This window comes from Nonomuraea sp. B12E4 (genome assembly GCF_039871825.1).
Lineage (GTDB): Bacteria > Actinomycetota > Actinomycetes > Streptosporangiales > Streptosporangiaceae > Nonomuraea.
In genome coordinates, this window is sequence record NZ_JBDPME010000008.1 from 1 (window position 1) to 13,677 (window position 13,677).

Sequence of the window (13,677 nt, forward strand, 5' to 3'; positions counted from 1 at the left end):
TCACCAAACACCTGATGCGGGCCGTGGACGAGATCACCGGCGGGCGTACGTCACAGGCCAACATGGCGGTGCTCATCAGCACCGCCGAGGTAGGTGGGGTGCTCGCGGCGGCCCACGCCCGCCACCGATCCGCCAATATTCACATTCCAGGTAGAGATAGTCCATAAGGCCGTCTGTTGGGGCGGGCTATAACATAGCTCCATGTCACAGCCCGCCCCGACGCTCGCTGCCGGCTCAGTCGGCACGGTGGAGACGCAGTATCTCGACCTGCCGCAACCAGTGAAACTCGACTGCGGGCGGGAGCTGCACCCGGTTCGGGTGGCGTACGAAACCTACGGCTCCCTCTCGCCGGAGCGCGACAACGTCATCCTGGTCTGTCACGCGCTCAGCGGCGACGCTCACGCGGCCGGGTTCGCGAAGGCGCCGCCCGAGGAGGGCACGCGCGACGGGTTCGGCTCCGAGGACCGCGACGGCACGAGCCGCAAGGGGCTCGGCTGGTGGGACGGCATGATCGGCCCCGGCAAGGCGTTCGACACCGACCGCTACTTCGTCGTCTCCACCAACCTGCTCGGCGGCTGCCGCGGCACGACGGGGCCGTCGTCGATCGATCCGGCGACGGGCAGACCGTACGGGCCGGACTTCCCCGTGATCACGGTCGCGGACATGGTCCGGACCGAGCGGGCGTTCCTGGACGAGCTGGGCATCGAGCGGCTCGCGGCGGTGGCCGGGGGCTCGCTCGGCGGGATGCAGGCGCTCGAATGGGCGGTCATGTTCCCCGACCAGGTCGACGCCGTCGTGTCGATCGCCAGCACGCACGCCCTCCACCCGCAGGGGGTGGCCTGGAACGCGATCGCGCGTGAGGCGATCCTGCGCGACCCGGCCTGGCAGGGCGGCCGCTACCACGGCACGGGCCGCGCGCCCGATGCCGGCATGGGTGTGGCACGGATGGTCGGCCACATCACCTACCTGTCCGCGCCCGCGCTGAGCGAGAAGTTCGGCCGGCGGCTGCAGTTCGCCGACGACCTCCGCTACACGATCGACGAGCCGGAGTTCGAGGTGGAGAGTTATCTGCGCCACCAGGCCGACTCGTTCGTCAAGCGGTTCGACGCCAACACCTACCTCTACACCTCGCGCGCGCTGACCTATTTCGATCTCGCCCAGCAACATGGCGGCGGCTCACTCACGCGGGCGCTCGAAGGCGTTTCCGCGCGGACGCTGCTGATCTCATTCAGTTCCGACTGGCTCTATCCGCCCTCCGCGTCGGAGGAGATCGAGGAGGCGCTCCAGGCCCTCGGCAAGCCGGTCGAGTCGCATGTGATCGAGGCGATGTACGGCCACGACTGCTTCTTGCTGGAGGAAGCACGGCAGACTCCCATCATCCGCCGGTTCCTGGCCCAAGGCAGGCCCGCATGACATCGAGGAAGAGACCTTCGTGACCGACAAGCCTTCCCGCGCCGAACAAGCCCGCGCGTTCGGATTCGAGACCCGGCAACTGCACGCCGGGCAACGGCCCGACCCGAACACCGGCGCTCGTGCGGTGCCGATCTTCCAGACGACCAGCTACGTGTTCGAGGACCCGGAATCCGCGGCGGCGTACTTCAACCTGCAAGAATACGGAAACACCTACTCGCGGATCATGAACCCGACCGTCGCGGTGTTCGAGGAGCGCGTGGCGAACCTCGAAGGCGGCTCCGGCGCGGTGGCCTTCTCCAGCGGGATCGCCGCGCAGGCGGCCGCGCTCTTCACGCTGCTGCAGCCGGGCGACCACGTCGTCTCGTCCTCTGCTCTCTACGGCGGGACGGTCAACCAGTTCAAGCACCTGCTGCGCAAGATGAACGTGGAGCTGACCTGGGTCGATCCCGACGACCCGGACGCCTGGCGGCAGGCGGTCCGCCCGAACACCAAGGCGTTCTTCGGCGAGACGATCGGTAACCCCGCCGGCAACGTGCTGGACCTCGAGACCGTGGCGGCCATCGCGCACGAGCACGAGCTGCCCCTGATCGTGGACAACACGTTCGCGACGCCCTACCTGTGCCGCCCGATCGAGTGGGGCGCCGACATCGTGATCCACTCGGCCACCAAGTTCATCGGCGGCCACGGCACGAGCATCGGCGGGGTCGTCGTCGAGGGCGGCACGTTCGACTGGTCCAACGGCCGTTTCCCGGTGGTCGCGGATCCGTCCCCGGCCTACCACGGGCTGCGCTTCCACGAGACGTTCGGCGAATACGGCTATCTGATGAAACTCCGGGCCGAGACGTTGCGCGATCTCGGCGGCGCGCTCTCGCCGTTCAACGCCTTCCTGTTCCTGCAGGGGCTGGAGACGCTGTCGCTGCGGATGGAACGCCACGTCGAAAACGCGCTGGCGGTCGCGACGTTCCTGGAGTCGCATGAGCTGGCGTCCAACGTGACCCACCCCGGCCTGCCCGGGAGCAAATACCGGCCGCTGGTGGAGAAATACCTGCCGCGCGGTGCCGGCGCGGTGTTCTCGTTCGACTGCGCCGGTGGCCGGGCCGGCGGGCAGGGCCTCATCGGCGGCATGACGCTCTGGTCGCACCTGGCCAACGTCGGCGACGCGAAGAGCCTGGTCATCCACCCCGCGAGCACGACGCACCGGCAGCTCGACGACGACGAGCTGCGGGCGGCCGGCGTCGGGCCGGGAACGGTGCGGCTCTCGGTCGGCACCGAGTCCGTCAATGACCTGATCTGGGACCTTGAGCAGGGTTTCGAACGCGTCGCCGCGGCGATCGGAGAGAAGGTGGAGTCGGCATGACCGACCTCGGGCGATACCAGGACCCGTTGACGATCCAGCGCGTGCTCCACACCGGCGGGACGATCGCGATCGTGGGCCTGTCGAACAACGAGCTGCGGGCCAGCTACTTCGTCGGCTACTACCTCAAGCGGCACGGCTACCGGGTGATCCCGGTGAATCCCCGCGAACCGGAGATCCTCGGGGAGACCAGCTACAAGAGTCTGCTGGACGTGCCCGTGCCGGTGGACATCGTGAACGTCTTCCGCGCGCCGGACGCGCTGCCGGGGATCGCGCGGGAGGCCGTGCAGATCAACGCCGGCGTCCTGTGGTGCCAGTTCGGCGTGATCAACGAGGAGGGCGCGCGGATCGCCGAGGACGGCGGCCTGACGGTGATCATGGACCGCTGCATGAAGGTCGAGCACGCGCGTTATGTGGGCCGGATGCACTGGCTCGGCTTCAACACGCGACGCATCACGTCGGTCCGCGCCGGGCTGCAGTAACCGCCTTTCTGAATGCCCGGGCCGCGCGCATTCGCGCGGCCCCCACCGCCTCGCCGTTTCGCCGGCGGATCCACCACCGGCGCGGGCGAGCCCGCTGAGCATGCCCGGGCCCCAGCCGCGGAAAATCTTGGCCGAAGACGGCACCCCATGTCGAGAACGCGCGGCCGGCTCCGTCTGACTGACGAACGCGCCAGGCGGGCGCGGCGGCCGACAAGGGAGAAGGACATGGACCGCCAAGGCGTCGCAGGGACACCGGCCAAGCCAGATCTCGCAGGAGCTGCCGTGGCCGTCGATCCCGGCGCGGCTGCCGATGGGCAGGTCACGTTCGACGACGCGGACGCGCGGCGGGACGGCTGAGGAGGAGACCATGACCAGATTCATGTTGCTGACCAAGTACGACGACGACTTCGGGGCGGGCCCGATGTCCGAATGGGATCCCGACGACATGACCGCGCACCTGGACCACCTGCGGAGGCTGAACCAGGCGCTGATCGACAGCGGTGAGCTGGTCGAGATGCGGGCGCTCGCCGGGCCGGACCTGGCCAAGGTCGTGGCCTCCGACGGCCGGACCGGCCCGGTGATCGCCGGCGGGCCGTGGACCGGGCTGAAGGAGGTCCTGGCGGGCTACCAGGTGGTCGATGTGGAGTCCGAGGCGCGCGCGATCGAGATCGCCGCGCAGGTCTCGGCCGCGCCCGGTCCCGGCGGCGTGCCGCTGCGGCAGTCGATCGAGGTACGCCAGGTCATGGGCGGGGTCCCGGAGCTGGAGGACATGTGACCTCGGGTGCGGGCACGGCGACTTCGACGCCGCCGAGCGGCAGGCCCGCTGCTACGCGTCGGCGAGGAAGTCCCCGAGGAGGGGCAGGCCCGCCGCCAGCACGGCCGGGTTGTTGGCGTAGCCGATGCGCAGGTAGCCCTCCATGCTCATGGCGCTGCCCGGGGTGAGCATGACGCCGGTCTCCTCGATCAGGCGGACGCACAGCTCGCGGGAGCCCATCGGCAGGTCGTGCCGCAGCAGCGCGGTGGTGCCGCCCCGCGGCTTGATCCAGCCGATCCGGGGCTGGGCCTCGACCCAGCCGGACAGCGTGGCGAGGTTGGCGCGGGTGAGCGCGCGGTTGCGGTCGAGGATGGCGGAGGCGTTCTCCAGCGCGATGGAGGCGAGCAGGTCGTCCACCAGGCCGACGCTGATGGTGCTGTAGTCGCGGTGGACGCTCAGCTCGTGGATGAGCGACGTGGGGCCGACGGCCCAGCCCAGGCGCAGGCCCGCCAGGGAGAACGCCTTGGACATCGACCCGGTGCTGATGCCACGCTCGTACAGGTCCGCCACCGAGGCGGTGGTGCCGGGGTCGGCCTGGTCGATGCCGCGATACACCTCGTCGCACAGCAGCCACGCGCCGACCTGGTCGCAGACGCGCACGACCTCCTCCAGGAAGGCGCGGTCCATCAGGGAGCCGGTCGGGTTGTTCGGATTGTTGATGGCGACGAGTTTGGCGCCGCCGTGGACCAGCGCGGCCAGCTCCTCCAGGTCGGGCAGCCAGCCGTTCTCCTCGCGCAGGCGCAGGATGCGCACGTCGGCGCCGATGGACTCGGGGATCGAGTAGTGCTGCTGGTAGGTGGGCAGCACCGACACCACGCGGTCGCCGGGCTCCACCAGCGTCAGGTGCACGAGGTGGTTGGCGCCGATGCCGCCGTGGGCGATCATGACGTTGCCGGCGGCCTGGTGATCGTACAGGGCAGCGACGGCCGAGCGCAGGCGGTCGCTGCCCTCGATGGCGCCGTAGGTGAGCCGCAGGGGAAGCAGCTCCTCCAGCAGCGAGTCGCCGCGGCCGGCCAGGTCGAGCAACTGTGCGACGGTGAGCGACTCCACGCAGGTCTCGGCGAGGTTGTGGGTGCAGCGGGTCTCGTACGCGTTCATCCACTGCTCGACGCCGAACGGGGCGATCCTCACGACAGCGTCTCCAGGACTGCCAGGGCGACGGCGGCATCCTCGATGCCCAGCCCGACGGAGCGGAAATAGACCGGTTTGTCGCCGGTGGGAGCGGGCGCGGAGCCGGAAACGAGGCCGGCCAGGTCGCCACGGATGGCATCCAGGGTGAAGCCGTGCTCGGCGGTGGCGATGCGCATGTCGCCGGCGGCGGCGTGGGCGCCCGGCGCGTGGTCGGCGTACACGTCGAGCCCGGTCAGGGCGGCCGGGTCGATCTCGTGCGCCATGGGCGCGTTGGTGGAGATCGAGGTGACCAGCGTGCCGGGCGGCAGGCGCCGTACGTCGATGACCGGAGCGGCCGCCGAGGTGCACAGCAGCACCACGTCGGCACCCTCGGCCGCCTCGTCCGCGCTGCCGGCGAGCCGCACGTCACCCAGCCCGTCGAGATCCGCCTTGGTGGCGGTGCGCGAGTAGAGGCGCACGTCGTCGAAGGCGCGCACGGCGCGGGCGTGGCGCAGGTGCGCGCGGCCGACCGGGCCGAGGCCGACGACCGCCAGCGAGCGGGCGCCGGAACGCGCGAGCAGGTCGACGGCCAGCGCGGTGGTGGCGGCGGTGCGCTCGGTGGTGAGCCGGCCGGCGTCCGCGAGCAGCAGCGGCTGCCCGGTACGCGTCGACAGCAGCAGCGTCCAGGCGGTGACGATCGCCTTGCCCTGCGGCTGCGGGAGATAGGGCGAGACCTTCACGGCGTAGACCCCCGCGTCGGCGAGGACCGCCTGGTAGGCGATCACGTCGCCGCCGCCGGGCAGATCGGTCACGACCTGCTGCGGCTGGACCGCGCGGCCCACCGCGAGCTGCGCGAACGCCTCACGCACCCGGGCCTGGACGGCTGCCTCCGGCAGCGCGGGAGAGCTCGCATCGACTACCATTGGAATACCCATAATGAGCAATATAGTGCGCATGTCGGGCGGATGGTCAACCAGGAGGATGGACGTGACCGACGAGGTCGTCACCAGCGGGCCGACCGCCGAGTTCCTCACCCGGCTGGGCGAGGAGGTGCGCCGGCGCCGCAAGGACGCCGGGCTGACCGTCCAGCAGCTCGCCGACGCCACCCGGCTGAGCCGCCGGATGCTCACGCTCGTCGAGCAGGGCAGGGCCAACCCCAGCCTGGTGACCGTGGACAAGATCGCCCGCGCCTTCGGGACGGACTTCGCCTCGCTGACCCGGGACAGCCACCCGGACCCGATCGTGGTCAACGCCCCCGGCACCGCGGCCGGCGTGTGGTCCTCCACCACCGGCAGCCGCGCGGCGCTGCAGGTCGCCACCTGGCACCACCCAGCCGCCGAGCTGTGGGAATGGACGCTGCAACCCGGCGACCGCTACGACGCCCAGCCCGACCCGGCGGGCTCCGAAGAGCTGTTCTACGTCTTCGACGGCATCCTCACCCTGGAGGTCGAAGGGAGGCGGCCGGTGAGCGTACGGGCCGGCGGATCGGCCCGCCTGTCCAGCGACCGCCGCTACGCCTACGTCAACTCCGGCCCGAAGCCGGCCCGGTTCGTCCGCGTCGTACGACTGGCGTAGCCGGGCAACCGGTCAGTACGTGGACAGCAGGTCGCGCAGCACCCGAGCCCCGAACCGCAGCGCCGACACCGGCACCCGCTCGTCCACGCCGTGGAACATGGCCGCGAAGTCGAGCTCCGGCGGCAACCGCAGCGGGACGAAGCCGTAGCCCCGGATGCCCAGCCGGTCGAAGGTCCTGTTGTCGGTGCCCGCCGACAGGCAGTACGGCACCACCCGCGCCTCCGGATCCTCGGTCCGCAGCGCCGCCAGCATGGCCTCGACCAGCGGCGTGTCGAAGGGCGCCTCGACCGCCTCCTCGACGTCGATGAACTCCCGCCGCACCGACGGCCCGGCCAGCCGGTCGATCGTCTCCAGGAAGTCGTCGCGCAGCCCCGGCAGGAACCGGCCGTCCACCTCGGCGACGGCCAGTTCCGGCACCACGTTGGTGGCGTACCCGGCCTGGAATCTGGTCGGGTTGGCGACGTGCACCAGGCTCGCCCCGACGAAGCGGGCCACCGGCCCGAGCCGGTCCAGCACGGAGTCCAGGTCGTCCTCGTCGAAGGGGACGCCGCAGGCATCGCAGATCTCGGCGAGCATGCGGCGGGTGGTCGGGGTGAGCCGCCGCGGCCACGGGTGGGAGCCGATCCTGCCGATCGCCGCGGCCAGCTCGGTCAGCGCGCTGTCGGGGTGCAGCATGGAGCCGTGCCCGGCCCGGCCGCTGGCCGTCAGCCTGAGCCAGGCCAGCCCCTTCTGCGCCGTCTCGACGAGATAGAGCCGCAGGCCGGGGGCCGGCTCGATCGAGTAGCCGCCGACCTCGCTGATCGACTCGGCGCAGCCCTCGAACAGCTCGGGCCGCTTGGCGACGAGGTGACGGGCGCCGTGGTCGCCGCCGGTCTCCTCGTCGGCCAGCCAGGCGAAGACGAGGTCGCGGCGGGGCCGCAGCCCCGAGCGGGCGACGGCCGCCATCATCGCGGCCATGTGCTTCATGTCCACCGCGCCGCGGCCCCACACGCAGCCGTCGGCGATCTCACCGGAGAACGGCGGCACCGTCCACTCGCGCGGGTCGGCGGGCACCACGTCGAGGTGCCCGTGCACGAGCAGGCCGGGCAGCGAGGAGTCGCTCCCCGGCACGCGCAGCACGACGTTCCCCCGGCGCGGTGCCGTCTCGATGTAGAGGGGGTCGAGCCCGGCCTCGGTCAGCCAGGTCATGACCAGTTCGGCGGCCTCGCGCTCCCCCGGGCCCGGGTTGCTGGTGTCGGCGCGGATGAGCTCGGCGCACATCCGTACGGCGTCGTCCTCGTACTGGGCGGGGGTCATGTGGGCCTCCTGGTGAGACGGCCGTCCTTCAGCAGGTGACCGCGCTTGTAGGCGTGCGTGATGAGGAACATGTCCACGTCGTTGACCTCGTCCAGCCCGCCGATGAACTCGGTGGCCAGCTCGTACAGGTCGCTCTCGTGCGTCAGGCACACCTCGACGAGCAGGTCGTGGGCCCCGGCGATGGCCGCGCAGTAGCGCACGCCCGGATGGCCGGCCAGCGCCCTGCCGACCCTGTCGATGCCGGCCGGCCGCACCTCCAGGCCGAGCTGGGCCTCGACCTGGAGGCCGAGCAGCGCGGGCTCGACCTCGGCCCGCAGGTGGACGAGGCGGCGTTCGAGCAGCCAGCCCACCTTGCGGGCGGCGGTCGGCACGGAGGTGCCCAGCTCCTCGGCTATCTGTGTGTAGCTCATCCGGCCGTCGCGTACGAGCAGGTCTGCCACGGCCCGCTCGGCCGGCCCGAGCTCCACGTGAGCGGGCGGCTCGGCCAGCGTCGGCACCGCGCACGCCCGCAGCGCCTCGACCTCGGCCGCGTCGAGCAGCGGCGCGTGCCAGTCGGCGACGGTGGTGAACGTGCGCAGCACCACCTCCGACTCGGTGGCCCGCACGCCCGGCATGGCGGGCAGCTCGCGGGTGAGGATCTCGTGCAGCCGCTGGAGCGGGTCCGGCCCGCCGGCGATCAGCTCGCACCACACGTCGGTGGCCCCCGTCACGGCGAACACGCTCCGCACGTCGGCCCGCGCGGCCAGCGCGGCGGCGGTGTCGTCCACGCTGCCCGGGTCGGTGACCACGCGCACGTGAACGGGCTTGCCGAGACCGCACCGGAGGTCGTCGAGGATCGCGGTGATCCGGATCGCACCCTCGGCGAGCAGCCGCTGTAACCGCCGCGCCACCGTACGCTCGTGCTCCCCCACCGCGCGGGCGAGGTCGCCCCACGACGCGCGGGGTGCCACCTGCAGCGCCGCGACCAGGCGGCGATCAAGCGCGTCCAACATGTCTCAATCTTATAGCCGATCTTTTGGTATGACGGTTTTGTTAAAGCATTCAGCCGATACTTGCCGAAATTTAATGACAAGGGCCAAACTGCGTGACATGGTACTAGCGTCCCCCCTGCGCAGCCGGGTCCGCCAGCTGACGGCCACCTCGATCGGCAACGTCGTCGAATGGTACGACTGGCTCCTCTACGCGTTCCTCAGCACATATTTCGCCGACCAGGTGATCCCCGCCTCCAGCCACGTGGCCTCGCTGCTCGGCACGTTCGCCGTGTTCGCGGTCGGATTCGTGATGCGCCCGGTCGGAGGGCTGGTCATCGGGCTGATCTCCGACCGGTACGGCAGGCGCATGGCCATGACGCTGACCATCGTGCTGATGGGTATCGGGCAGCTCATGATGGTCCTGCTGCCCACGTACGAGCAGGTCGGCCTGCTCTCGCCCATCCTGCTCGTGGTGTCCAGGCTGGTGCAGGGCTTCTCCGTGGGCGGCGAGTTCGCGGTGTCGTCGGTGTTCCTGGTCGAGTCGGCCACCCCCGGGCGGCGCGGTCTCTATTCGAGCATGAGCTACTTCAGCTCCAACCTCGGGCAACTGGCCGCCTCCGGCATCGGCGCGCTGTTCAGCAACCTGCTGTCCAAGGCGGACATGCTGAGCTGGGGCTGGCGCATGCCGTTCCTGATCGGTGCCGTCACCTGCCTGAGCGGCCTGTGGATCAGGAGCGGCACGCACGAGACGTACGCGCTGGCCGACGCCATCAAGGAGGGCCGGGCCGAGCGACCGCGCATGTGGGACTTCCTGCGCCACCACCCCCGCGAGACGCTGCTGGTGGTCGGCATGACGGTCGGCTCCACCGTGAGCTTCTACACCTGGTCGGTCTACCTGCCCAGCTACGCCGAGACGACGGCCGGCACCGACCCGGCCGACTCGCTGCTGGCCACCACGATCGCGCTGGCCTTCTTCACCGTGATCCAGCCGATCGGCGGCTGGCTGTCGGACCGCATCGGCAGGAAGCCGCTGCTGGTGGCGTTCGGTGTCGGGCTCACACTGCTCACCGTGCCGCTGCTGGCCGCCCTGGACCGGTCGTTCTGGAGCCTGCTCTGGATCTCGTGCGTGGCCATGCTGCTCCTGACCTGCTACACCGCGGTCTGCTCGGCGGTCATGGTCGAGCTATTCCCCGCCAAGGTGCGTACCGCGGGCCTCGGCATGCCGTACTCGGCGACCGTGGCCCTGTTCGGCGGCACCGCTCCGTACGTCGCCACGGCGTTCATCGACGCCCACCACACCGTGCTGTTCGGCTGGTACGCGACCGCGCTCATGCTGATCTCCACCGTGGTCTACTTCAGGATGCGGGAGACCAAGGACGTCGTCGTCGAGGTCGCCGGAGCCGGGGCGTGAGCGGAATCCGGCAGGTGGACCCGCCCTCCGGCGACGACCTCGACCGTGCCTGGGCGGCGGTCGGCGGCCGGCTGGCCCCCACTCCGCTGGTGCCGGCCGCGCTCGCGCCCGGTGCGCTGCTGAAGCTGGAGTCGTTCCAGCCGACCGGCTCGTTCAAGGTGCGCGGCGCGGTCGCCGCGCTGTCCGCCCTGCCAGAGGGCGTGGCGGCCGTCACGGCGAGCGCCGGCAACCACGCGCTCGGCATGGCCCACGCCGCGGAGGCGACCGGCCGGAAGGCCACCGTGGTCGTCGCCGAGACGGCCTCGCCCGCCAAGGTCTCGGCCCTGCGGCGCTTCCCGGTCGACCTGGTCAGGCACGGCCCCGACTTCGACGCGGCCGAGGCGTACGCGCTGGAGCTGGCCGGTCGCGACCGGGTCTACGTGTCGGCCTACAACGACACGCACGTGATCGCCGGCCAGGCGACCATCGGCTGCGAGCTGGACTCCCAGACCGACGGCCCGCTCACAGTGGTGTGCGGAGTCGGCGGCGGCGGGCTGGCGGCCGGGCTCGGCCTGTGGGCCGAAAGACGCGGGGACGTCCGGGTGGTGGGGGTCGAATCCGCGGCCTCCCGCGGAGTCTCCGCGTCGGTCGCGGCCGGGCGCGTGGTGACCGTCACGGTCGGCGAGACCGTCGCCGACGGCCTGAGCGGGAACATCGAGCCCGGCTGCGTCACCCCGTCGCTGATCGGCGGCCGGGTCCTGCTCGCCTCGGTCACCGAGACCGAGGTACGCCAGGCCATGCGGTGGCTGTTCGCCCGGCACGGGCTGGTCGCCGAGGGCGCCGGGGCGGTGGGGGTCGCGGCCGTACTGGCCGGGAAGGTGGAGATCGTGGGCAGGCTCGTGGTCGTGCTCACCGGGCGCAACATCGCGCCCGCGGCGTATGCGGAGGCCATCGCGTGAGGGTGCTGACGGAGGAGGAGGTCCGGGCCCTGGTCGGCCCGGGGCTCGCACTGGCCGTGACCAAGGAGGCCCTGGTGGCGCAGGCCACGGGGGCGGTGTCCCAGCCCGACCCGTGGCACCTGGAGCTGCCCGAGGTCCGGGGCGAGGTGCACATCAAGGGGGCCCACCTCCACGGGGCCACCCATTTCGCGGCCAAGCTGGCGACGGGCTTCTACGCCAACGCCGCCAAGGGCCTGCCGGTCAGCTCCGGCCTGAGCGTGATCGCCAACGCGGAGACCGGGTTCCCCGAGGTGATCGCCCTCGACAACGGCTACCTGACGGAGCTGCGCACGGGTGCGGCGGGCGCCGCCGCGACCGAGGCCCTGTCGCGCCCCGACGCGGCCGTGGTCGCGGTGATCGGCCCGGGCGCCCAGGCCCGCTACCAGCTCCGCGCGCTGCTGGAGGTGCGCGCGCCGGTGGAGCTGCGCGTCCACGGGCGCGACCCGGAGCGGGCGGCCGTTTTCGCCGAGGAGATGCGCGGGCTGCACGACTGGCGGGTGGTCGTCGCGCCGGCCGCCGAGGCGGCCGTACGGGGAGCCGACATCGTCCACACCGTCACCCCGTCGCGCGAGCCCGTGCTCTCCGGCGCCTGGCTGTCGCCGGGCGCCCACGTCACGGCGGTCGGCGCCGACATGGCCGGCAAGCGCGAGCTGGACGCGGCGGTGCTGGAGGGGGCGGACGTGGTCGCGGCCGACGACGTGCGGCAGTGCCGGGCGATCGGCGAGCTGCAGTACGCCGCGCGGCGGCCCGCCGTCGCGCTGGGCGACGTCATCGCGGGCCGCGCACCGGGCCGCACGTCGCCCGGTCAGATCACCGTGGCCGACCTGACCGGACTCGGCGCCGAGGACGCCGCCATCGGCACCGCCCTGGCCCGCGCCCTCGCATCCGGGACCTGACGTTCCGCAAGCGCCGGCCTTCGGGGGCGCGGCGGCGCGCTCCTGGACCGCGGCCCCACGCGGCCTCTCGCAGGGGAGGCGCCGCAGCTACGAGCGGTTGCCACCCGACTCGACCTCGGTGGTGCTCAACCACCTGGCGCTCAACTGGCTCATCGTGGACCGGGGCCGACGAGGCCGGCCCACACCACCCCGGGCCGCGCGAACGTGCTACCGCAGGCGGCGCGGTGTGAACACGGCGAGCACCACGGCCACGATCGCCAGCGCCGGCACATCGCCGGCCAGATGAGCCCGCTCGCCGGGATCCGCCACCGCGTGCACGGCCATGACGGCGGCGTGGACCAGGCTCGACCACATGGTGAACCGGATCAGGGAAAGGTGCCCGAGCGGGTCCCGGGAGGCTCGGAGGAGGAAGACGCCCAGCACCGCGTAGATCGCCGCGATCATCTGCTCGTACTCGGGCTGCTCCGCCTGCCAGCGGAACCCGGCGGGCCAGAGGTGGATCAGCGGGTAGACCGCGGCGACGAAGCCGATGCCCACGACGACGAGGACGATGCGAAGGCGTCGATCCGCGTCCACGGGTGAGGCCTTCAACGACGTGCCTCGTGCTGTTCTGCCGGTTGCAGGCCGGCCAGGAGGTTGAAGGCGCCTGTCAGGAGGTTGAGGGCGACCACGCCCGGGATCTCCGCGATGATCCGGTCGCTCCAGCCGTGCGCCCGTAGCGCGGCGACGTCCTCGTCGGTGATCGAGGCGGGCTCCGCGAGCACGCGCACGGCCAGGGAGATGAGTGCGGCCTCCCTGGCGTCGGCCGACGTGCCCTGCCGGGCCAGCGCGATGTCGGCCTCGCTGAGCCCGGCGGCGCGGCCTGCCTCCAGGTGTGCCTGGAGGCAGGTGCCGCAGCCGATCCACTCCTGTACGGCGAGGGAGATCTTCTCGCTGAGGGCACGCGGCACCTTGAGGCGTTTCATGGCACGCGAGAAGTCCAGGTAGCCCTCCAGCAGCGCCGGTGAGTGGGCCATGGTGGCGGCCATGTCACCCACGCCGCCCCTCCTGCTGACGATGTCGTTCAGCAGGTCCTTGGACTTTCCGGGCGCGTCAGCGGGGTCGAGGGGGGTCAGGCGTCGCACACGTCCTCCTTCATGCTCTGAGTACCATACCCCCCTACCGTACACTCTGGAGGAATGACAGCAGGGACTTCGCCAGCTCGTGCGGGGCTTCCTCGGCGGTGTGGTGACCGCAGTCGATCGCGTGGCCGGTCACGTCGCCGGCCCAGGTGCGCCACATCGCCAGGGGGTCGCCGTACAGGTCCTCCATGTCGTCCCTGGCCGGCCAGAGGGCCAGGGACGAGCAGGCGACCGGCCTCCCACTGGGTCCGCCGATT

Annotated in this window: 16 protein-coding genes; 9 read left to right on the forward strand and 7 right to left on the reverse strand. The window is 71.6% G+C overall.

Translation table 11 applies throughout. The annotated features are described in order from the left end of the window. Positions 1 to 201: 201 nt before the first annotated feature. From ABGB18_RS19545 to ABGB18_RS19565, 5 genes are all read left to right on the forward strand, one after another. Positions 202 to 1,413, forward strand: a complete 1,212-nt coding sequence (locus ABGB18_RS19545) for a homoserine O-acetyltransferase (protein WP_347696959.1) — start codon at positions 202 to 204, stop codon at positions 1,411 to 1,413. A 19-nt stretch (positions 1,414 to 1,432) separates the two neighbouring features. Beyond that, a complete protein-coding gene (locus ABGB18_RS19550) occupies positions 1,433 to 2,770 on the forward strand; it encodes an O-acetylhomoserine aminocarboxypropyltransferase/cysteine synthase family protein (RefSeq protein WP_347696960.1) in 1,338 nt (445 codons plus the stop codon). Further along, positions 2,767 to 3,249, forward strand: coding sequence for a CoA-binding protein (locus ABGB18_RS19555; RefSeq protein ID WP_347696961.1), 483 nt, complete (start codon positions 2,767 to 2,769; stop codon positions 3,247 to 3,249). The genes ABGB18_RS19550 and ABGB18_RS19555 overlap by 4 nt, the downstream gene beginning before the upstream one ends. A 225-nt stretch (positions 3,250 to 3,474) precedes the next feature. Continuing rightward, positions 3,475 to 3,606, forward strand: coding sequence for a hypothetical protein (locus ABGB18_RS19560; protein ID WP_347696962.1), 132 nt, complete (start codon positions 3,475 to 3,477; stop codon positions 3,604 to 3,606). A gap of 10 nt (positions 3,607 to 3,616) precedes the next feature. Next, the gene (locus tag ABGB18_RS19565) at positions 3,617 to 4,024 is read left to right on the forward strand and encodes a YciI family protein (RefSeq protein WP_347696963.1); all 408 of its coding nucleotides are present in this window, start codon (positions 3,617 to 3,619) and stop codon (positions 4,022 to 4,024) included. A gap of 51 nt (positions 4,025 to 4,075) precedes the next feature. Here the strand turns inward: ABGB18_RS19565 and ABGB18_RS19570 are convergent, their stop codons facing one another. Next, a complete protein-coding gene (locus ABGB18_RS19570) occupies positions 4,076 to 5,194 on the reverse strand; it encodes an aminotransferase (RefSeq protein WP_347696964.1) in 1,119 nt (372 codons plus the stop codon). After that, positions 5,191 to 6,108: a hypothetical protein gene (locus tag ABGB18_RS19575; protein WP_347696965.1), complete on the reverse strand. Its 918-nt coding sequence runs from the start codon at positions 6,106 to 6,108 to the stop codon at positions 5,191 to 5,193. Before ABGB18_RS19575 ends, ABGB18_RS19570 begins: the two co-directional genes overlap by 4 nt. Positions 6,109 to 6,160: 52 nt before the next feature. On the opposite strand from ABGB18_RS19575, the gene ABGB18_RS19580 reads away from it, so the two are divergent. After that, positions 6,161 to 6,748, forward strand: coding sequence for an XRE family transcriptional regulator (locus ABGB18_RS19580; protein ID WP_347696966.1), 588 nt, complete (start codon positions 6,161 to 6,163; stop codon positions 6,746 to 6,748). 12 nt (positions 6,749 to 6,760) lie between these two features. Here the strand turns inward: ABGB18_RS19580 and ABGB18_RS19585 are convergent, their stop codons facing one another. Both ABGB18_RS19585 and ABGB18_RS19590 read right to left on the reverse strand, forming a co-directional pair. Beyond that, positions 6,761 to 8,044 carry a M20/M25/M40 family metallo-hydrolase gene (locus tag ABGB18_RS19585; RefSeq protein WP_347696967.1) on the reverse strand — a complete coding sequence of 428 codons (1,284 nt, stop codon included), beginning with the start codon at positions 8,042 to 8,044 and terminating at the stop codon, positions 6,761 to 6,763. After that, positions 8,041 to 9,036, reverse strand: coding sequence for an Lrp/AsnC family transcriptional regulator (locus tag ABGB18_RS19590; protein ID WP_347696968.1), 996 nt, complete (start codon positions 9,034 to 9,036; stop codon positions 8,041 to 8,043). The genes ABGB18_RS19585 and ABGB18_RS19590 overlap by 4 nt, the downstream gene beginning before the upstream one ends. Positions 9,037 to 9,133: 97 nt before the next feature. On the opposite strand from ABGB18_RS19590, the gene ABGB18_RS19595 reads away from it, so the two are divergent. The 3 genes from ABGB18_RS19595 to ABGB18_RS19605 are packed head-to-tail and all read left to right on the forward strand — an operon-like array spanning position 9,134 to position 12,299. Further along, positions 9,134 to 10,426: an MFS transporter gene (locus ABGB18_RS19595; protein WP_347696969.1), complete on the forward strand. Its 1,293-nt coding sequence runs from the start codon at positions 9,134 to 9,136 to the stop codon at positions 10,424 to 10,426. Next, complete coding sequence (locus tag ABGB18_RS19600; RefSeq protein ID WP_347696970.1) at positions 10,423 to 11,364, forward strand: pyridoxal-phosphate dependent enzyme; 942 nt, start codon at positions 10,423 to 10,425, stop codon at positions 11,362 to 11,364. The genes ABGB18_RS19595 and ABGB18_RS19600 overlap by 4 nt, the downstream gene beginning before the upstream one ends. Further along, complete coding sequence (locus tag ABGB18_RS19605; RefSeq protein WP_347696971.1) at positions 11,361 to 12,299, forward strand: hypothetical protein; 939 nt, start codon at positions 11,361 to 11,363, stop codon at positions 12,297 to 12,299. Before ABGB18_RS19600 ends, ABGB18_RS19605 begins: the two co-directional genes overlap by 4 nt. A 207-nt stretch (positions 12,300 to 12,506) precedes the next feature. Here the strand turns inward: ABGB18_RS19605 and ABGB18_RS19610 are convergent, their stop codons facing one another. From ABGB18_RS19610 to ABGB18_RS19620, 3 genes are read right to left on the reverse strand one after another with little or no spacing between them, the layout of a single operon-like run. Then, positions 12,507 to 12,875: a DUF6632 domain-containing protein gene (locus tag ABGB18_RS19610; RefSeq protein ID WP_347696972.1), complete on the reverse strand. Its 369-nt coding sequence runs from the start codon at positions 12,873 to 12,875 to the stop codon at positions 12,507 to 12,509. 11 nt (positions 12,876 to 12,886) lie between these two features. Further along, entirely contained in the window at positions 12,887 to 13,423 is a 537-nt protein-coding gene (locus ABGB18_RS19615; RefSeq protein ID WP_347696973.1) for a carboxymuconolactone decarboxylase family protein, read from the reverse strand. A gap of 34 nt (positions 13,424 to 13,457) precedes the next feature. Further along, positions 13,458 to 13,610, reverse strand: coding sequence for a hypothetical protein (locus tag ABGB18_RS19620; protein WP_347696974.1), 153 nt, complete (start codon positions 13,608 to 13,610; stop codon positions 13,458 to 13,460). Positions 13,611 to 13,677: the final 67 nt, after the last annotated feature.

Bases quoted from the DNA above. Each gene is read 5' to 3' on its own strand.
- ABGB18_RS19620 (WP_347696974.1), bottom strand. From the start codon at position 13,610: ATGGAGGACCTGTACGGCGACCCCCTGGCGATGTGGCGCACCTGGGCC.
- ABGB18_RS19595 (WP_347696969.1), top strand. From the start codon at position 9,134: ATGGTACTAGCGTCCCCCCTGCGCAGCCGGGTCCGCCAGCTGACGGCC.
- ABGB18_RS19560 (WP_347696962.1), top strand. From the start codon at position 3,475: ATGGACCGCCAAGGCGTCGCAGGGACACCGGCCAAGCCAGATCTCGCA.
- ABGB18_RS19545 (WP_347696959.1), top strand. From the start codon at position 202: ATGTCACAGCCCGCCCCGACGCTCGCTGCCGGCTCAGTCGGCACGGTG.
- ABGB18_RS19575 (WP_347696965.1), bottom strand. From the start codon at position 6,108: ATGGGTATTCCAATGGTAGTCGATGCGAGCTCTCCCGCGCTGCCGGAG.
- ABGB18_RS19565 (WP_347696963.1), top strand. From the start codon at position 3,617: ATGACCAGATTCATGTTGCTGACCAAGTACGACGACGACTTCGGGGCG.
- ABGB18_RS19590 (WP_347696968.1), bottom strand. From the start codon at position 9,036: ATGTTGGACGCGCTTGATCGCCGCCTGGTCGCGGCGCTGCAGGTGGCA.
- ABGB18_RS19555 (WP_347696961.1), top strand. From the start codon at position 2,767: ATGACCGACCTCGGGCGATACCAGGACCCGTTGACGATCCAGCGCGTG.
- ABGB18_RS19585 (WP_347696967.1), bottom strand. From the start codon at position 8,044: ATGACCCCCGCCCAGTACGAGGACGACGCCGTACGGATGTGCGCCGAG.